Source organism: Oceanicaulis sp., assembly GCA_040112665.1.
Lineage (GTDB): Bacteria > Pseudomonadota > Alphaproteobacteria > Caulobacterales > Maricaulaceae > Oceanicaulis.
In genome coordinates this window covers 2,503,876-2,521,057 of the sequence record CP157796.1, presented here as the reverse complement: position 1 = coordinate 2,521,057, position 17,182 = coordinate 2,503,876, and the positions used below count along the sequence as shown (strand labels likewise).

Here is a 17,182-nt window from a genome sequence, read left to right as displayed (position 1 = left end):
CGCTGTTTCAGCACGAAGCCGCCCCGCCGAAAAGACCTTCTCGCCAGCGCCCCCTACTCCCGCCCGTCGGCCGGGGGAAACACCCGGGCGATCGGCCCGCTTTTCGGGAACGGCGCGAGAAGCACGCGCCGGACCGGATTCCACGCCGCGCCCAGAAGCACCACAAACCCGCCCAGCAGCAGGAGCGTGATCGCAGCGACCACCGCGCCGTCGAAGCCGAGCAGGTTCACAAGCGCCGCCGTCGCGACGCCGGCGGTGATCAGGCCCGACACGATCAGCGCGCGGCGATTGATCAGAAGCGAGACGATCGCAAACGCGAAGATCACGGCAAGCGTGACCGCGGCGGTCCGCACCGCCGCGCCGGCGTCTTCCATCGCGAAGGCGCCGAACACGCCGGCGATCTGCGCGCTCTCCAAGTCGGCCTCGTCCAGGCGCAGCCCGACGCTGGCGATGGTCACCGCAGCGCTCAAAAGCGTCGGCGCGGCGAAGAAGTGCAGCCAGAAGCCGGTGCCCGAGAGGCGCGTCTGGCGATCCGGATCGCGCGCGTCGAACCAGATCCCGGCGAGAAACAGGGTCAGCCCCATCAGCAGGCTGACCAGCGGATTGAACACGAGCGCGGTGTAGGGATCGGCCACGAACAGCGCGGCGAAAGCGATCCAGACCACGCCCAGCCCGGCGAGCCCGCCTGCGAACGGCAGGCGGAAGGCGGCATAGTAGATCGCGATCGGAACCGTCAGGCAGGCGGCGACCCCGACCGGCCAGATCCGGTAAGCCATCGGCACGTCGGCCAGCGCCGCGGCGATCGCCGCCCGCGTCGGCGCTTCGGCGTCCCCGAGCGCGTCGAACCCGGCGAAGGCGGCCTCGAAGTCCGCCTCGCCGAAGGTCAGCTTGGTGTAGACGTAAGCGAGCACGGCGCCGATGGAACCCGCGAAAACCAGCGTGAGCACAATGCCCGGAAGAATGCGGCGCTGCTTGCCCACCAGAATCGACGAGAGCAGCCATGCGGCCGCCCCCATCGCAACGGCCAGCACGTTCCAGAGCACGTCGAAGGCCAGGCTGCCGGTGTCGTAGCCGGCCGCGTCCATCACTTGAACCGCGCCGAGCCCGAGGCCCGAGAACAGGATTACCACGCCGATCGTTGTGAAGATGTCGTGGAAATTATTGAGAAACGGCAGAAGCTCGTCTGACGGGCGCGCCGGGTTTGCGGCGGTGCTGTCGATCGCGGCCATGAGGTCCCCTCCTGTTCGCCGGTTAACAAAACCTTGCCACGAACCGGAGCGAAGGGCACGGATTTTCGCCCAGAGCGGGATCGCCCATACGAAAAAACCCCGCCAGACCGGCGGGGCCTTTCCTAACGAATACGGTGCTCCTCAATTGGGGTCGAGCGCGGCCTCGTGGTCGTTGCGGATCTGGTCGAAGCGTTCGCTGGCGAGCTCGGCGGAGGCTTCAGCGAAGGTCTTGAGCACCTCTTCCTCGCCGCTGTCGGCGTAAGCCAGGTGCAGCCGGCCCATCGCTTCGTGAGCGCCGGATTGCATGCGGACGAAGACCGGGTCGAAATTCACCGTCGCGGTCTCGTTCAGCGCATCCACCATCTCCTGACCGCGCTCGGTCAGGTCCTCGGGCGGATCGACGTCGAGACCGGCGGTCTCGATCGCCTCATTCAGGGACTCGGTCTGGTTCTCGTGGGTCTCCACGATCTCCTCGCCGAGCGTTCGCAGGGACGGCTCACCGGCCCGTTCGGCCGCGATGCGTCCCGCCTCGATCATCAGCATGTTCGCGAGCTGGACCTGACGGACATACTGCTCTGCGGAGAGATTTTCGAGCGCGTCGCCGGAAAGCCCGCCGACCGCTTCGGCCGCGATCTGCATGGCGTCCATGGGCGGGGATTCGCCCATGCCGGATTCGGCGTAGTCGGAGCCGTAAGTAAAGTCGCTCACCGCTTCGCTCTGCGGCGCGTCAGGATCGCCTTCAGCGCCGCTCATGTCCGACCCGGCGCGTTCGCCGACGCCGCTTTCCGAGTCGACCCCGGCGTTGCGCAGGCCCGCCTCGGACGGATCGGTCCGTTCCTCGCGGGTCTCGGCGAACTCGGTTTCGGCGTCCATGCCGGCGTCGGCGGTGCGGGTTTCGCTCGCCTCGTCGTCGGCGCACCCGGCGACGGCCAGCGCGCTCGCCGACGCGGCGAAGAGCAATGAGCGGAGCATGGTGATCTCCCTATTCGGCTTCAGCTGCGATTACGTATGAGGCGGCCGCGTTGTTCCGGGCGACGGCCCGGCAAACGCCGCGCACCTCACTCGCCGTCGACGGCTGCGGGCAGGTTTTCGGTCACCTGCGCCAGATGGCCCTGGACCATGTTCCCGGCCCGGCCGGCGTATTCGGTCAGCGCGTCGACATCGCCGGCGGCCTCGAAGCCTTCATGCAGGGCGACAGCCTCGATATGGGCGGCTTCCTGCTGGTGCAGGAAGGCGGCGTCGAAATCGATGTCGGACGCGGCGTTGAGATTGTCGATCAGCCCCTGACGCCGGCCTTCGAGCTCTGTGGGCAGCTCCCAGTCGAGCCCGGCCTGTTGCAGCGCATCGCGCAGCTGGTCCTGAAGCACTTCATGGTCGGTGACGATCTTCCGGCCGATCGCGCGGACCTCTTCGGAGTTGCCGCGCTCCATCGCGATTTCGCCGGCCTGGATCTCGTACATGTTGCCGAGCGCGACGTTACGGACATAGGCCTCCGCATCGCCGCTCAGCCCGGCGGCGACGCCTGCGGCCATGCCCGTCGGGCCAGCGGCGAGATCCTGGGCGAGATTGACGGCCGGGTTCTGCCCGAGGCTGTCTTCCTCGGGGTTCTCATCACCCTCGTCGAAGCGCATGCCGTCTTCGAGGCGCGCTTCGGGCTCGTCGGAGTCGTCCATCGCCTGTTCGGCGTCCCGTCCGGCCTCGCGGGTTTCCCGCGCAGCGCCTTCAACCGCCTGATCGGTTTCGGCGGCCAGGTTTTCGGCGGCTTGATCAGTCTCGGAAGCGGCGGTTTCGACCGCCTGATCGGTTTCAGCGGCGGCGTTCTCGGCCGCGTTCTCGGTTTCGGCGGCTTCTTCGGCGCACGCGGCGATACCGAGCACGCTCGCCGAGAGCATCAGCGTGAAAGTGCGGGTCATCAAATCGTCTCCCATCAAATCGCAGGTGTTCCGCTGCGTTACGCCTTAGGGAGACGGAGAGTTCCTGAACCGCTGCTGTTGCCGTGCGGCGGCGCGGCGCGCCTCAGACCACGCCGAGCCGTTTTCCGACCTTGGTGAACGCGTCCACCGCGCGGTCGATCATCTCGGGTGTGTGCGCTGCGCTCATCTGGGTGCGGATGCGCGCCTTGCCCTTGGGCACCACCGGATAGAAGAAGCCGATCACATAGACCCCCTCGTCCATCAGCGCGTCGGCCATTTTCTGGCTCAGAGCGGCGTCGCCCAGCATGACCGGGATGATCGGGTGCTCGCCGGGCAGAAGCTCGAACCCGGCTTCGCTCATGCCGGTCCGGAAACGCTTCGCGTTGTCGAACAGGCGTGCGCGCAGATCGTCGCCAGCCTCGACCATGTCGAGCGCGGTCAGGCTCGCGCCGACGATCGACGGCGCCAGCGAGTTCGAGAACAGGTAAGGCCGAGAGCGCTGGCGCAGCATGTCCACGACTTCCTGCTTCGCCGCCGTGAACCCGCCCATCGCCCCGCCGAGCGCCTTGCCCAGCGTGCCGGTGATGATGTCGATCCGGCCCATGACGCCGCAATGCTCCGGCGTGCCGCGCCCTTTCGCACCCATGAAGCCGTGGGCGTGACAGTCATCGACCATGGTCAGCGCATCGTATTTATCGGCCAGATCGCAGATCGATTTCAGATCAGCGATATAGCCGTCCATCGAGAACACGCCGTCGGTGACGATCAGGATCGTTCGCGCGCCGTCAGCCCGGGCCTGTTTCAGCTGGGCCTCGAGATCGTTCATGTCGGAGTTGGCGTAGCGGTAGCGCTTGGCCTTGCACAGGCGCACGCCGTCGATGATCGAGGCGTGGTTGAGCGCGTCGGACACGATGGCGTCCTCAGGGCCCAGCAGCGGCTCGAACACCCCGCCATTGGCGTCGAAGGCGGCCGCATAAAGGATCGCGTCCTCCTGACCGGTGAATTTCGCCAGGCGCTGTTCGAGCTCGCGATGGATCTCCTGCGCGCCGCAGATGAAGCGCACTGAAGCGACCCCGTAGCCGTACCGGTCGAGCGCATTCTTCGAGGCTTCGATCAGCTCGGGGCGGTTCGCCAGCCCCAGATAGTTGTTGGCGCAGAAATTCAGCACGTGCTTCTCGCCCGCGCCGGTCTTCACGTCGATCTCGGAAAACTGCTGGCTCGTGATCAGCCGCTCTCGCTTGTAGAGCCCCTCCGCCTCGATCTCGGAAAGCTCTGATTTCAGGCGATCATAGAAGGACTGGGACATGAACGGGCTCCGGTCTTGCGCGGCGTTGGGGGCGAGATAGACGAGCGGCGGCGGGCGGGCAATGCGGTGCGCCCGCTCACACCTGAAGGGTCTTGCCCGGGGCGATGTCGGCGAGTGATTGCTTGACGTGGATGAGCGCGGGGCGGCCGGCGTTCAGCGCGGCGTCGAGCGCGGCGGCGAAGTCTTCGGTCCGCTCGACGAAGAAGCCGGCGCAGCCGCAGGCTTCGGCGAGCGCCTTGAAGTCGGGATTGGCGAGGCCGGTCCCGCTGACGCGGCCCGGATAATGCTTCTCCTGATGCATGCGGATCGTGCCGTAAGCCCCGTTGTCGAATACACAAACGACGATGTTCGCCTGGTGTTGCACCGCCGTGGCCAGCTCCGACGCGGCCATCATGAAATCCCCGTCGCCGCAGACTGCGATGACCGGCTTTTCCGGGTGGCGGAGCTTGGCGGCGATCGCGGCGGGCAGGCCGTAGCCCATTGCGCCGGAGGTCGGCGCGAGCTGGCTCGGGCAGCATCGATGGGTCCAGAAGCGATGCAGCCAGGCGGCGAAATTGCCCGCGCCGTTCGTCATGATCGCCTCGCCGCCCAGCTTTTCGCTGGTCTGACGCCAGATGATCGAGGGGTTCACCGCGCCGGTGACGCTCACCGGCTCGATCCAGGCGTCATAGCTCGCCCGCGCCCGCTCCACCCACGCTTGCCGGGCGCCGGTGTTCTCCGACGGCGACGCCGCCGCGGCCAGCGCGACCATCGCCGCGCCCGGCGATGCGGTCGCCGATAAAGAAGGCCGGTAGACGCGCGAGGTCTCCTCGCCGCCGGGGTGGATGTGGATCAGCCGGTCGGCGACGCCGTCGGGCACGTCGAACAGGTCGTAGCTCTGCGTCGTCATCTCGCCGAGGCGCGGCCCGACAGCGAGCAGCAAGTCGCTCTCACGCAGGGTCTGCACGACCGCGGGGCACGCGCCAATCCCGGCTTCGCCCGCGTAATGCGAATGCATGTTGTCGATCAGATGTTTGACGCGGAAACTTGTGACGACGGGGCAATTGAGCGTCGTAGCGAAATCGACGATCGCCTGGCGCGCCTCGCCGTCCCAGCCCGGCCCGCCGACCATCAGCACGGGGCGCTCGGCCGCTTCGACGCGGGCGGCGATCTCCGCGGCGGTGTGTGCGCCGAGTTCGCTGCGGGCGGGCATGAAGGGGCGGGCAGCGGGCGCGTCCGCCGGCCCGCTCAGCATGTCTTCGGGCAGCCCCACCACCACCGGGCCGGGCCGCCCGTTCAGGGCGAGCGAGAAGGCGCGCATGATCTGCTCGGGGATGCGGGCGGCGTCGCGGATCTCGAAGGCCGCCTTGGCGATGCCGGCGAAGGCCTGGGCGTAATCGAGCTCCTGGAAGGCTTCCCGTCCCTCGTCCTCGCGCCGGACCTGACCGACGAGCAGGATCATCGGTGTCGAATCCTGAAGAGCGGTGTGAACGCCGACTGCGGCCTGCGTCGCGCCAGGACCGCGCGTGACGAAACAGATCCCCGGCCGGCCGGTCAGCTTGCCGTCGGCCTCGGCCATGTTCGCCGCGCCGGCCTCGTGCCGGCACTGGATGAAGGGAATCCTCGCGCCGTGCAGCGCATCGAGCGCGGCGAGAAAGCTTTCCCCGGGCACGCCGAAGATCCGGTCCACGCCGTTCGCGGCGAGCGCGTCGATGAGATGTTGTCCGCCGGTGCGCACGGGCATGAGGCTCTCCCTGAAGTTCGGGTGGGAGCTAGCCCGCTTGCCCGCCTCAGGGCAAGCTCAGCGGCTGACGCGCACGCCGATCGAGACGCTTCTCGGCTCTCCGGGGAAGTAGCGATAGCCGCCGAAGGCGAAGTCGGCGCGCTCGGCGTAACGGGTGTCGAAGACGTTTCTCACCGCGCCGAACACCTCCCAGTGTTCGCCCAGCTCGTAGGCGCCTCGAAGGTTCAGAAGGTCGTGACCCTCATAGGTGGCCGAGTTCGCGGCGTCGGCGAAATACTCCCCGACATGGACCCATTCGGCTTCGATGTCGATGTCGGTCCGGGGCTCCCACAGCAGGCGCGCGTTCCACAGCCATTCCGGCGCGGTGTCCAGCCGCGCGCCATCGACGATCGTTTCAGACCCCCGGCTCACTGGCCGGTCGAAGGCGTATTCGTGAACCGCCCAGGTCGCCGATGCCGCGAGGCTCAGCGTCTCGGTGAGGGTGAGCGCGGCGTCGAGTTCGATCCCGTGATGCTCGGACGCGCCGTCGGTGACGTTGAACCCGTCCGCGTCACGGAAGAACACGTTGCGCTTCTCCATGACGAAACCGGTCAGCTCGATCCGGCCGCGATCGGCGAGCCCGAAGCGCACGCCGGCCTCGAGACTGTCGAGTTCTTCGGGTTCGATGCCCTCGATCTGCTGGCCGGGCTGCAGCCGGTAAAGCTCCGCGGTCTGCGGCGCGCGAACTCCGCGTGCGGCGCGGGCGAAGACGATGAGATCTTCGCGCGCTCGCCAGGTCAGCCCCAGATTGGGCGTCACCGTGGTGAAGTCGTCGGTCCGGTCTGCAGGACGCAGATAGCGCCCGATCGCGCCGTCCGGAGCGCGATTGTCGTATTCATAGGTCGTCTCCTCGACCCGCACCCCGCCTTCGATGGAGACAGTGTCGGCCAGAGCGTGACGCGCCTGCACGAACCCTGCGAGCACCGTGGCGTCAACCACGTAGTCGTAGTGCAGACCCTGCACGAACGGCCCGCGCGTCGGCTCGTCCTGGAACTCGTAGAGAAAGCCTTCGGTCAGGTCCGCGTCGGCGCCGACCGTAATGCGGGTCGCGGCGCTTTCCCAGGTCAGCGCGGACTGGAAGCCGGCGCTGTCATGGCCGGTCCGCTCCAGCGCGAGGCTCGGCAGGAAGTGCAGGCGGAAATCCATGCGGTTCGACCGTATGTAAGGCACAACCGAAAGGCTCAGCGCATCGGAGAAGGCGTGGTCGAGGTGAAGGCTCGCGCGCGCCGCCTCGACATTGCGGAAGGCGAGCGGATCGGCGTTACGCCTGGACAGGTCTTCATCCTCATAGGCTTTGAACCCGTCCACGAAGGTGGCGGTCTCCTGATCGATGTCGATCAGCGTTCCTCGCAGCGACCATTCGGTTCGCCCGACCGTCCCGTCGAACCGCGCCCGAGCGCCCGCCTTCATCAGCCCCGCGTCATCCCGCCAGCCGTCCTCGCGGCGCATCGAGAGCCCGCCCCAGGCCGAACCGAATCCGGTTTCGCCGCCCGCATAGGTTCTGAGCCGCGCCCGGCCGAACGAGCCGGCCTCGACTTCGAACAGCGCGCCGGCGTCGGCGGGCTCGGGCGTGATCACGTTGACGAGCCCGTGCAGCGCGTTCGATCCGTACACGGCCGAACCCGGACCGCGGATCACTTCGATCCGGCTCGCGAGCCCGTCCACCGCCTCCATCAGCCCGTTGATGTTGGCGAATCCCGGTGCGCGCATCGGGATGCCGTCTTCAAGATAGAGAAAGCTGCCCGCCCCGGCCCCGCCGCTCAGCACCGCAGAACGGATGGCGGTCAGGTGTTCCACACCGTTGCCGCGATGGATGAAGACGCCTGGCAGCCGGTTCAGCGCCTCCGCCATGTGATGCGCCCCAAGCCGCTCGATCTCGCCCTCGCCCAGCACCGCGACGGGCGCTATGGCGGCGTCGCGGCTTTCCTCTGCGCGCGTGGCGGTGACCACGATCACCTCGTCGCTCTGGGCGGCGGCGGCGGGCGCGAGCACAGAACTGGCGGCGAAAGCGAGCAGAAGCGTGCGGCGGGCGTTCATGATGTCGGTCATCCTCAGGTGCCTTGGCTTGGGCGGAACCTAACGCGCGGAAGCGCAAACGGTAGCTGCACGCTGCGGTCCGGCATGCTTGACGGGCCGTGACGACCGCTTACCGTCGCGCAAAAGTCACAAAGGGTCGGGGAGACCTCCATGCTGCGTCACCTGCTGGCCGGGCTCGCGCTCGGCGTTCTGGCCGCCTCCGGCGCGGCCGCCTACGAGCCCAAGCCGATCGAGGCCTTGCTCGATCAGAACGTCAGCTACGCCGCGTCCATTCCCAAGCCCGAGGACGTGACCGGCTACCAGGCCGGTGAGATCGTTTTCCCACCGCACATGCACGAGGCTTATATCCGCGCCGTCGATGCGGCGTCGGACCGGGTGAGCGTCAGCGAGATCGGTCGGAGCCATTTCGGCCGGCCGATCTACCGGGTGACGATCACCTCGCCGCGCAATCAGGCGCGCCTCGATGAGATCCGCGCGGTTCAGCAATCGCTGTCCGGTGCGAACGCGCCCGAGCCGCCGGCCGATCATCCGGCCGTCGTTCAGATCACGCACGGCGTGCACGGCTCCGAGCCGTCAGCCTACGACTCAGCAAAGCTCATCCTGTATCACCTGGCCGCCGCCCAGGGAGCCGAAGCCGAGCGCCTGCTGGACGAGGTGGTCGTGCACCTCGTGATCATGGTCAATCCAGACGGCGCGAACCGCTTCGCGCAGTGGACGAACATGCATCACGCCGCCGCGCCGGTCGCCGATCCCCAGCATCGCGAGCATTTCTACGAATGGCCCTGGGGCCGCACGAACCATTACTGGTTCGACCTCAACCGGCAGTGGCTCCCGGTGACCCAGCCGGAGGCGCGCGCCGTCGTCGCGGCCACTCACGACTGGCTCCCAAATATCGCCGCCGACCTCCACGAGATGGGCAAGGACTCCACCTTCTTCTTCTCGCCCGGCCCGGTCGACGGGCTGCATCCGCTGCTGAGCCAGGACGCGCTGGAGCTCAATCTCGACATGAACAGCTTCCTCGCCGAGCAGCTCGACGGCGAGGGCGCGCTCTACGTGTCTGAAGAGGTCTTCGACGATTTCTACCTGGGCTACGGATCGAGCTATCCGGGTCTCGTCGGGTCGATCCCCTATCTGTTCGAGCAAAGCTCGGTGCGGGGCATCGTCCAGGAGACCGAATTCGGGACGCTGCGCTATGACGACAAGGTCGGCCAGCAGGCCCGCGTGGCCCTGGCGCTGATCCGGGCCGGTCAGGCGCGCCGGTCAGAGCTGCAGGCGCATCTTGCCGCCTTCTTCGCCGAGAGCCGCCGGCTCGCCTCCTCCGATCCCGTGAACGCTTACGTCTTCACCTCGACCGATCGCGGACGCCTCGCCGATTTCCTCGAGATGCTCGCCGTTCACGAGATCGAGGTCCGCGAACTGCGCCAGCCGCTCCGCGCGGACGGCCGCGTCTACGAGCCCGGCGAAGCTTTCGTCGTCCCTGTCGCCCAGGACCAGTACCGCATCGTGAAAGGCCTGTTCGAGACCCGCGTGATCGAGGACAAGGCCGAGTTCTATGACGTGTCGGGCTGGACCCAGCCGCTGGCCTGGGATCTCGACTATTCGGAAGTTCGCGGGCGGCTGTTCTCGCCAAACGTCGCCGGCGCGCCGGTCGAGGCTATGGATCGCGCCGCGCCCGCACCGGAGCGTTCGCGCTACGCCTATGTGATGGAGTGGGACAGCTGGTACGCGCCACGCGCGCTCTACCGTGTGCTCGACGCCGGGCTTCGCGCCCGCGTGATCCCCGACGAAACGGTGGTCCGGACCCCGTCCGGCGAGGTCGAGCCCGGACGCGGCGCGATCGTCGTTCCGATCGCAGGACAGGACCTCTCGGCTGAAGAGATCCACGCCCTGATGGTACGCGCCGCAGAGGAGGACTCCGTCACCGTACACGCGGCGACGACCGCCCTCACCTCGCGCGGTTCCGATCTCGGCGGCTTCGCGCTCGGCAATGTGGAGAAACCGGAAATCCTTCTGGTCACCGGCCGCGAGGTGTCGATGAACGACGCTGGCGAACTCTGGCACCTGCTCGATCACGAGATGCACATGCCCGTCAGCATGATCGACGTGACCGAGCTTTCGCGCGCGGATCTCGCCCGCTATACCCACATCCTGATGGCGGACGGCCGCTATGGCGCGCTCGACGAAGACTTCCGGGAGCGTCTGAACACCTGGATCTCCGGCGGCGGGGTGCTGATCGCGTCGCGCGGCGCGGCCCGCTGGGCGGCCGAGCACGACATCTCGTCCGCCGCTTTCCTCGGCGAGAACGATGAGGCGAGCGAGGAAGACAGCGGCTCCGACAGCGCCGAAGCGCCCGACCGCTATGAAGACATCGACGCCTGGGACGCGGAAGTGTTCATCTCCGGCGCGCTGTTCGAGACCCGGATCGATCCGACCCATCCGCTCGGCTTCGGCTATAGCGACGAGATGCTGCCCGTTCACAAGATCGGAACCGGCGCGTTCGCCCCGTCCGACAACCCGTTCGCCCTGCCGGTCCGTTTCGCGGATAACGACCCGCTCCTGTCCGGCTACGCGTCGGAGGAAAACCGCGAGATGCTCGAGGGCGCGGGCATGGTGCACGCCGAGCGCAAGGGGGCGGGATCGGTGATCCTGTTCTCCGACAACCCGGTCTTCCGCGCCTACATGAAGGGCAGCGCGCGTCTGGTGACGAACGCGATCTTCTTCGGCGACGACTTCAGAAATCCGGGCCGCCGGACCGACTGACCAAGCGGCGCTACCTCGCCGGCGGAGATGCGCGGCTAGCGCAGCTTGTTGATGAGCCCGGTCGTCGAGCGCCCTTCGAGGAGCGGAGCCAGCAGAACCTCGCCGCCGGTCTCCTTCATGAAGGACGCGCCGGGCAGGTCGTCGGCCTTGTAGTCCGCGCCCTTGATCATCACCGCCGGCCGGACTTTGCGGATCAACGCCTCGGGCGTGTCCTCTTCGAACACGACCACGCGGTCGACCATTTCCAGAGAGGCGAGCATCACCGCGCGCGTCTGAGTGTCGTTGACCGGCCGGTCCGGTCCCTTGAGGCGGCGCACGGAGTCGTCGGAATTGAGCCCCACGATCAGCCGGTCGCAATGGCTCGCCGCGAACCGCAGCACGGCGAGATGGCCGGGGTGCAGGATATCGAAACAGCCGTTGGTGAAGCCGACCTTCAGCCCCTGCCCCCGCCAGCGGTCCGCAAGCTCCGCGGCGGAGTCGCGTCCGATAACACGCCAGTCCGGCGCGTCTTCGCCGAGTGCGGCGTCCTGAACGATCTCTTCGGGCGCGACCACGGCCGTGCCGGGCTTGGTGACCGCGACTCCCGCCGCGAGATCGGCCAGCGCCATCGCCTCGACCATCGGATAGCCTGCGGCCAGCCCCAGTGATAGTGCGGCGAGCGCCGTGTCGCCAGCGCCGGACACGTCGAAGACGTCTCGCGGGCGAGATCTGTTATGGGCGATTTCGCCGCCGCGCGTCTTCAGGCTCATGCCTTGCGCGCCGCGCGTGACCAGCAGCGCGTCGGTGCGAGCAAGCCGGCCCAGAAGCGCGTCGAGCGCGGCTTCGGCCTCGGCGTCGGTGGTCACCGGCATGCCGGTCTCGGCGGAAAGCTCGTCGGCGTTGGGCTTGATGACGCTCGCCCCGTCATAGCGCTCGTACCCGGCGCCGCGCGGATCGACGGTCACCGGAAGGCCGGCTTCGCGCGCCATCGCGACGACCCCTGCGATCACCTTCGGGGTCAGCACGCCGCGACCGTAATCGGAGACGATCACGACATCGCAGCCGCTCATCGCCTCGCGGGCGGCGTCGATTACGGCGCGTTCGGTCTCAGCCGCGATCGGCCCCTGCGGGTCGCGGTCGACGCAGAACATCTGCTGGTTCTGGGCGACGTAGCGAATTTTCGTGGGCGTCCATCGGCCCGGTTCGGTGACGAGCTTCGCCTTGCAGGCCTGCCTTGCGAGTTCGCCGCCCGCCGCACCTTCGGCGTCGTCGCCGAGCACGCTGATCAGGGTCGCCTCGCCGCCGAGCGCGGCGATGTTGCGCGCGAGATTGCCTGCGCCGCCTAGCATGGCCGTGCGGCGGGCCTCCGACAGGATCGGCGCGGGCGCCTCTCGGGAGATCCGCGCCACCTTGCCGTAGACGAAGCTGTCCAGGATCAGGTCGCCGACCACGAGGGCGCGCTTGCCGGCCATGCCGGCGAGAAGCCGCGCTGCACGTTCGCGCTGCATCGCCCCGCCCCGGCCGGTCAGAGGCTGACGACGGGGCTGGACTTGGCCAGCGCGTCGAAGGCCTGAAGGTCGCGCACGATCTCCTCGAACCGGTCCAGCGGGATCATGTTCGGACCGTCGCTCGGCGCGTTATCCGGATCGGGATGGGTCTCCATGAAGACCGCCGCGATCCCGAGAGAGACCGCCGCGCGCGCCAGATGCGGGGCGAACTGGCGCTGACCGCCCGAGGACGTCCCCTGCCCGCCCGGCTGCTGGACGGCGTGGGTGGCGTCGAGCACCACCGGCGCGCCGGCTTCCTTCATGATCGGGATCGCACGCATGTCGACCACGAGCGTGTTGTAGCCGAAGCTCACCCCGCGCTCTGTGGCGAGGATGTTGGCGTTGCCTGCGCCGGTGATCTTGCCGATGACGTTGGCCATGTCCCAGGGCGCCAGGAACTGGCCCTTCTTGACGTTGATCACCTTGCCGGTCTCGGCGGCCGCAATAAGCAGGTCTGTCTGACGGCACAGGAAGGCCGGAATCTGCAGGATGTCGACCGCCTGGGCCGCGATCGCACACTGCTCTGCAGTGTGGATGTCGGTCAGGACCGGCAGCCCGGTGGTCTCACGGATTTCGGCGAAAACCGGCAGCGAGGCTTCCAGCCCCATTCCGCGCTTGCCCTTCAGCGAGGTGCGGTTCGCCTTGTCGAAGCTGGTCTTGTAGATCAGCTTCACGCCGGTGCGTTCGGAGATTTCCTTGAGTGCGCTGGACACCTCGAGCCCGTGCTCGCGGCTTTCCAGCTGGCACGGGCCTGCGATGATCACCAGCGGCTTGTCGTTGCCGACCTCGATCGCCTCGCCGTTGGGACGCGGGACGCTGACGACTGAATTGGGCTGCATGGCGCACGCTCCGATGTTCTGCGGGCGCGGACGCTGCGCCGGGCTGCATCCGGCGTGATCCGCCCTTTAAAGACCAGCGTATTACGACATGAAGCCCGTTGCGTCACCCTGCCTGTCAGCGCCCCATTTCATACCTCGATGTCTTCAGAGAAATCTCAAAACCCCGCCATCGTCTGGTTCCGCCGCGACCTGCGTCTGGCCGACAACCCGGCTCTGCTGGCCGCCGTGTCGAGCGGCCGCCCCCTCGTCGCGCTCTACGTGCTTGATGACGAGAGCGCCGGGACCTGGCGGCCGGGCGGCGCGTCGCGCTGGTGGCTGCATCATTCGCTGGCCTCTCTGGCCGGAGCCATCGAGGAGCGCGGCGGAACGCTCGTGCTCCGCCGCGGCGACGCCGCGAAGGCGCTGGACGCAGTCATCGAGGAGACCGGCGCGGAGGCGGTGTACTGGAACCGCATCTACGAACCCTGGGCGACAAGGCGCGACGAGAAGATCAAGTCTGATCTCAGCGACCGCGGCCTCACGGTCCGCTCGTTCAAGGCCAATCTCATCGCCGAACCCTGGGAGGTCTCAACCAAGGACGGGCGGCCCTACAGGGTCTACACCCCGTTCTGGAAGGCCTTGAAGGCGGGACACGAACCCAGCGAAGCCGCAGGCCCGCCGAAGGACTGGCTTTTCGCCGATGCGCCGAAGTCCGATCGGCTGGAGGATTGGAAGCTACTACCGAGCAAACCTGACTGGGCAGGCGGTCTTAGAGACGCGTGGACTCCCGGAGAAGCCGGCGCGCGGGGCCGGCTCGCCGCATTCATTCGCGATCGGCTGGAGGGTTACGCCGAAGCCAGGGACCGCCCCGGCGTGGACGGCACGTCCGGGCTGTCCGCCCACTTGCATCATGGCGAGATCTCTCCCCGGCAGATCTGGGCGGCGATACGCGCCTCTGACAAGGGCGATCGGGAGGACGTTCAGACCTTCCTTTCCGAAATCGCCTGGCGGGAGTTCAGCTATAACCTTCTGTACCACTTCCCTGATTTTCCGGAGGCGAACTTTCAGCAAAAGTTCGATAAGTTCGAGTGGTCCGGCTCGGAGGATCACTTCCGCGCCTGGACGAAGGGGATGACGGGGTATCCGATCGTGGACGCAGGCATGCGCCAGCTCTGGGCGACCGGCTGGATGCACAACCGGGTGCGCATGATCACGGCGAGCTTTCTGATCAAGGATCTGATGGTGGATTGGCGGCGCGGCGAGGAATGGTTCTGGGACACGCTGGTGGACGCCGACCTCGCCAACAACGCCGCAGGCTGGCAGTGGGTCGCCGGGTCCGGCGCTGACGCCGCGCCCTATTTCCGGATCTTCAATCCCGTGACCCAGTCGCAGAAATTCGACCCCGAAGGCGACTATATCCGCCGCTGGGTCCCCGAGCTGAAGGATTTGCCGAAGAAGGCGATCCACGCCCCCTGGGAGGCGGATCGCAGCGCGCTGAGAAAAGCGGGCGTGACGCTGGGCGAGACCTATCCTGAACGAATCGTCGATCACGCCGAAGCCAGAAAACGCGCCCTCGCGGCGTTTGAAAAGATCAAGGACGCCGCATGAGTTCGCCGGACCCGATTCTCTCCCGCCGCAGCAAGATCGCCGTCGTCGGCGCGGGCGTCGCCGGGCTCGGCGCGGCCTGGGCGCTGCGCGACGTCCATGACGTGACGGTGTTTGAGAAGCGCGACCGCCTCGGCGGGCACGCCAATACGGTGAGCATCGACTATGACGGTTCGCCGATCGACGTCGACACCGGGTTCATCGTGTTCAACACGCTGAACTATCCCAACCTCACGAACCTGTTCGAGCATTTCGGGATCGAGACCTTCGAGACCGACATGAGTTTCGGGTTCAGCCTGGACGCCAGGCTCGAATGGTCCTCGAACGGGCTGTCTGGCCTTTTCGCCGATCCGCGCAACGCGCTGAGCCCCGGCTATCACGGGATGCTCCGCGACATCCTGCGCTTTAACGCCAATGCACAGGCCGACCTTCAGGCGGGCCGGCTGTTCGGATTGTCGCTCGGCCAGTATCTCGACAAGCTCGGCGTCGGAGAACGCTTCCAGCATAACTACCTGCTGCCGATGGGCGCGGCGATCTGGTCCTCGACCGAGGACGACATGCGCGCCTACCCGGCCGAGGCGTTCGTACGGTTCTTCAAGAACCACCGTCTCATGCACGCCACGCGCCCGAAATGGCGCACCGTCAAAGGCGGCAGCAAGGTGTATGTGAAGAAGATCGCCGCTGATCTCGATGCCGCCGGCTGCACCTTCGCGCCGGCCGCCGCGCAGGTGCGCCGCACGTCCGGTGGCGTGATCGTCACCGACGCGGAGGGGCGCGAGCATGGCTTCGACGAAGTGATCCTCGCCTGCCATTCCGATCAGGCCCGAAAGCTGCTCGCCGACGCAACGCCTGACGAACGCGACATGCTGGGCGCGATCCCCTACGCGCCCAACGAAGCGGTGCTTCACCGCGACGAGCGTCTTCTCCCCCGCCGCAAGGGTGCGCGCGCCGCCTGGTGCTATCTGCGCGAGGCGGGCGAGACGAAGGCGTCTGTCACCTACGACATGAACCGTCTTCAGGGCATTGCAGCGAAGACGCCGCTTTTCGTCACGCTGAACCCGGCCCGTGAGCCAGATCCGGCGCTGACCTTCGGCCGCTACCAGTACGACCACCCGCAGTTCAGCTCGCCGGGCATGGCCGCGCAGCGGATCTTCAACCGCATCCAGGGCGTCAGGCACACCTGGTTCGCCGGCGCCTGGCTGGGTTACGGCTTCCACGAGGACGGTCTTCGATCGGGCCTGCGCGCAGCCCTGCGCCTGGGCGGTCAGATCCCCTGGGCGTTCGCCGAGGGCGATATCAGCGGCGGCCCATGGGGACAGCGCGACACGCAAGCCCCGGCACGCGCCTCCGGCAAGACCACGGCGGCCGAATGAGCGCCCTGCCCGCGCCCGCCGCGCTTTATGTGGGCCGGACGGTCCACGAACGGCGTGCGCCCTTCCTGCACCGGTTCAATTACCGGATCGCCTCGCTTTTGATCGATCTCGAACGGCTCGGCGAGGCGGCGCGGATGAGCCGGCTGTTCTCCGTCGAGCGGTTCAATCTCTACAGCTTCTTCGAGCGCGATCACGGCGCTCGCGACGGCGCGCCGCTCGCCGGCTGGGCGCGAAACCGATTCTCCGAGGCCGGCATTGATGTCGCCGGCTGCCGGCTTGAACTGCTCTGCGCGCCGCGCGTGCTCGGCTACGTGTTTAATCCGCTCTCTATCTACTTCGCCCGGCGTGGTGACGGCGCTCTGGCCGGCGTGATCTATCAGGTCCACAACACGTTTGGCGACGCGCACGCCTATGTCGCGCCATGCGCCGGCTCCGGCTCCGAACGCCAGGCCGCGGACAAGGTCTTCCACGTCTCGCCCTTCTTCGACGTCTCGGGCCGCTACGACTTCACGCTGCGCGCGCCCGACGACCGCTTCAAGCTGACCATCTTCAAGCAGCGCCCGGACAAGCCGGACTTTCTTGCGACCATGGCGATGCAGCGCCGGGCGCTGACCACCGGCGCGCTCATGGGGCTGTTCGCAAGTCAGCCCTTCTCGACGCTCAAGACGATCGGCGCGATTCATTTCGAGGCCCTGAAGCTCTGGACCAAGGGCGCGCGTTACCATTCCCGCCCGGAACCGCCCGGTCGCGCCAGCCTCGCCGAAACCGTCGAAGCCGGTCGCAGCGGGTTTGGCCCGGACATCGATTAACGTTAGGGTAACGGGTCGAAAGCCCCGTCTTTGGAGCGCCCCTC

The 17,182-nt window shown here is 67.4% G+C and carries 12 protein-coding genes; 4 read left to right on the top strand and 8 right to left on the bottom strand.

What is annotated here, in order from left to right:
* Positions 1-53 precede the first annotated feature (53 nt).
* The 6 genes from ABL308_12350 to ABL308_12325 all read right to left on the bottom strand — a co-directional run bounded on the left by ABL308_12350 (position 54) and on the right by ABL308_12325 (position 8,259).
* Positions 54-1,229 (bottom strand): hypothetical protein, encoded by a 1,176-nt coding sequence (locus ABL308_12350; protein ID XBQ15735.1) that lies wholly within the window; start codon positions 1,227-1,229, stop codon positions 54-56.
* 141 nt (positions 1,230-1,370) lie between these two features.
* Positions 1,371-2,201 (bottom strand): DUF4142 domain-containing protein, encoded by an 831-nt coding sequence (locus ABL308_12345; protein ID XBQ15734.1) that lies wholly within the window; start codon positions 2,199-2,201, stop codon positions 1,371-1,373.
* A gap of 86 nt (positions 2,202-2,287) precedes the next feature.
* The gene (locus ABL308_12340; GenBank protein XBQ15733.1) at positions 2,288-3,142 is read right to left on the bottom strand and encodes a DUF4142 domain-containing protein; all 855 of its coding nucleotides are present in this window, start codon (positions 3,140-3,142) and stop codon (positions 2,288-2,290) included.
* 103 nt (positions 3,143-3,245) lie between these two features.
* The gene (locus tag ABL308_12335) at positions 3,246-4,448 is read right to left on the bottom strand and encodes a glycine C-acetyltransferase (protein XBQ15732.1); all 1,203 of its coding nucleotides are present in this window, start codon (positions 4,446-4,448) and stop codon (positions 3,246-3,248) included.
* 76 nt (positions 4,449-4,524) lie between these two features.
* Positions 4,525-6,171 carry a thiamine pyrophosphate-dependent enzyme gene (locus ABL308_12330; protein XBQ15731.1) on the bottom strand — a complete coding sequence of 549 codons (1,647 nt, stop codon included), beginning with the start codon at positions 6,169-6,171 and terminating at the stop codon, positions 4,525-4,527.
* A 57-nt stretch (positions 6,172-6,228) separates the two neighbouring features.
* Positions 6,229-8,259, bottom strand: a complete 2,031-nt coding sequence (locus tag ABL308_12325; GenBank protein XBQ15730.1) for a TonB-dependent receptor — start codon at positions 8,257-8,259, stop codon at positions 6,229-6,231.
* Between the two features lie 138 nt (positions 8,260-8,397).
* Here ABL308_12325 and ABL308_12320 point away from each other — a divergent pair, with 138 nt between their 5' ends.
* Positions 8,398-11,007, top strand: coding sequence for a M14 family zinc carboxypeptidase (locus tag ABL308_12320; protein XBQ15729.1), 2,610 nt, complete (start codon positions 8,398-8,400; stop codon positions 11,005-11,007).
* Positions 11,008-11,042: 35 nt separating this feature from the next.
* Here the strand turns inward: ABL308_12320 and rfaE2 are convergent, their stop codons facing one another.
* Together rfaE2 and kdsA are read right to left on the bottom strand one after the other, a co-directional pair.
* Positions 11,043-12,494, bottom strand: coding sequence for a D-glycero-beta-D-manno-heptose 1-phosphate adenylyltransferase (rfaE2, locus tag ABL308_12315; protein ID XBQ15728.1), 1,452 nt, complete (start codon positions 12,492-12,494; stop codon positions 11,043-11,045).
* 17 nt (positions 12,495-12,511) lie between these two features.
* Entirely contained in the window at positions 12,512-13,372 is an 861-nt protein-coding gene (gene kdsA, locus ABL308_12310) for a 3-deoxy-8-phosphooctulonate synthase (protein XBQ15727.1), read from the bottom strand.
* A gap of 138 nt (positions 13,373-13,510) precedes the next feature.
* Here kdsA and ABL308_12305 point away from each other — a divergent pair, with 138 nt between their 5' ends.
* Genes ABL308_12305 through ABL308_12295 form a run of 3 tightly spaced genes read left to right on the top strand, consistent with a single transcriptional unit; the run spans position 13,511 to position 17,138 of the window.
* Positions 13,511-14,959, top strand: a complete 1,449-nt coding sequence (locus ABL308_12305) for a deoxyribodipyrimidine photo-lyase (GenBank protein XBQ15726.1) — start codon at positions 13,511-13,513, stop codon at positions 14,957-14,959.
* Positions 14,956-16,329, top strand: a complete 1,374-nt coding sequence (locus ABL308_12300) for an FAD-dependent oxidoreductase (protein XBQ15725.1) — start codon at positions 14,956-14,958, stop codon at positions 16,327-16,329. The genes ABL308_12305 and ABL308_12300 overlap by 4 nt, the downstream gene beginning before the upstream one ends.
* Positions 16,326-17,138 carry a DUF1365 domain-containing protein gene (locus ABL308_12295; GenBank protein XBQ15724.1) on the top strand — a complete coding sequence of 271 codons (813 nt, stop codon included), beginning with the start codon at positions 16,326-16,328 and terminating at the stop codon, positions 17,136-17,138. The genes ABL308_12300 and ABL308_12295 overlap by 4 nt, the downstream gene beginning before the upstream one ends.
* Positions 17,139-17,182: the final 44 nt, after the last annotated feature.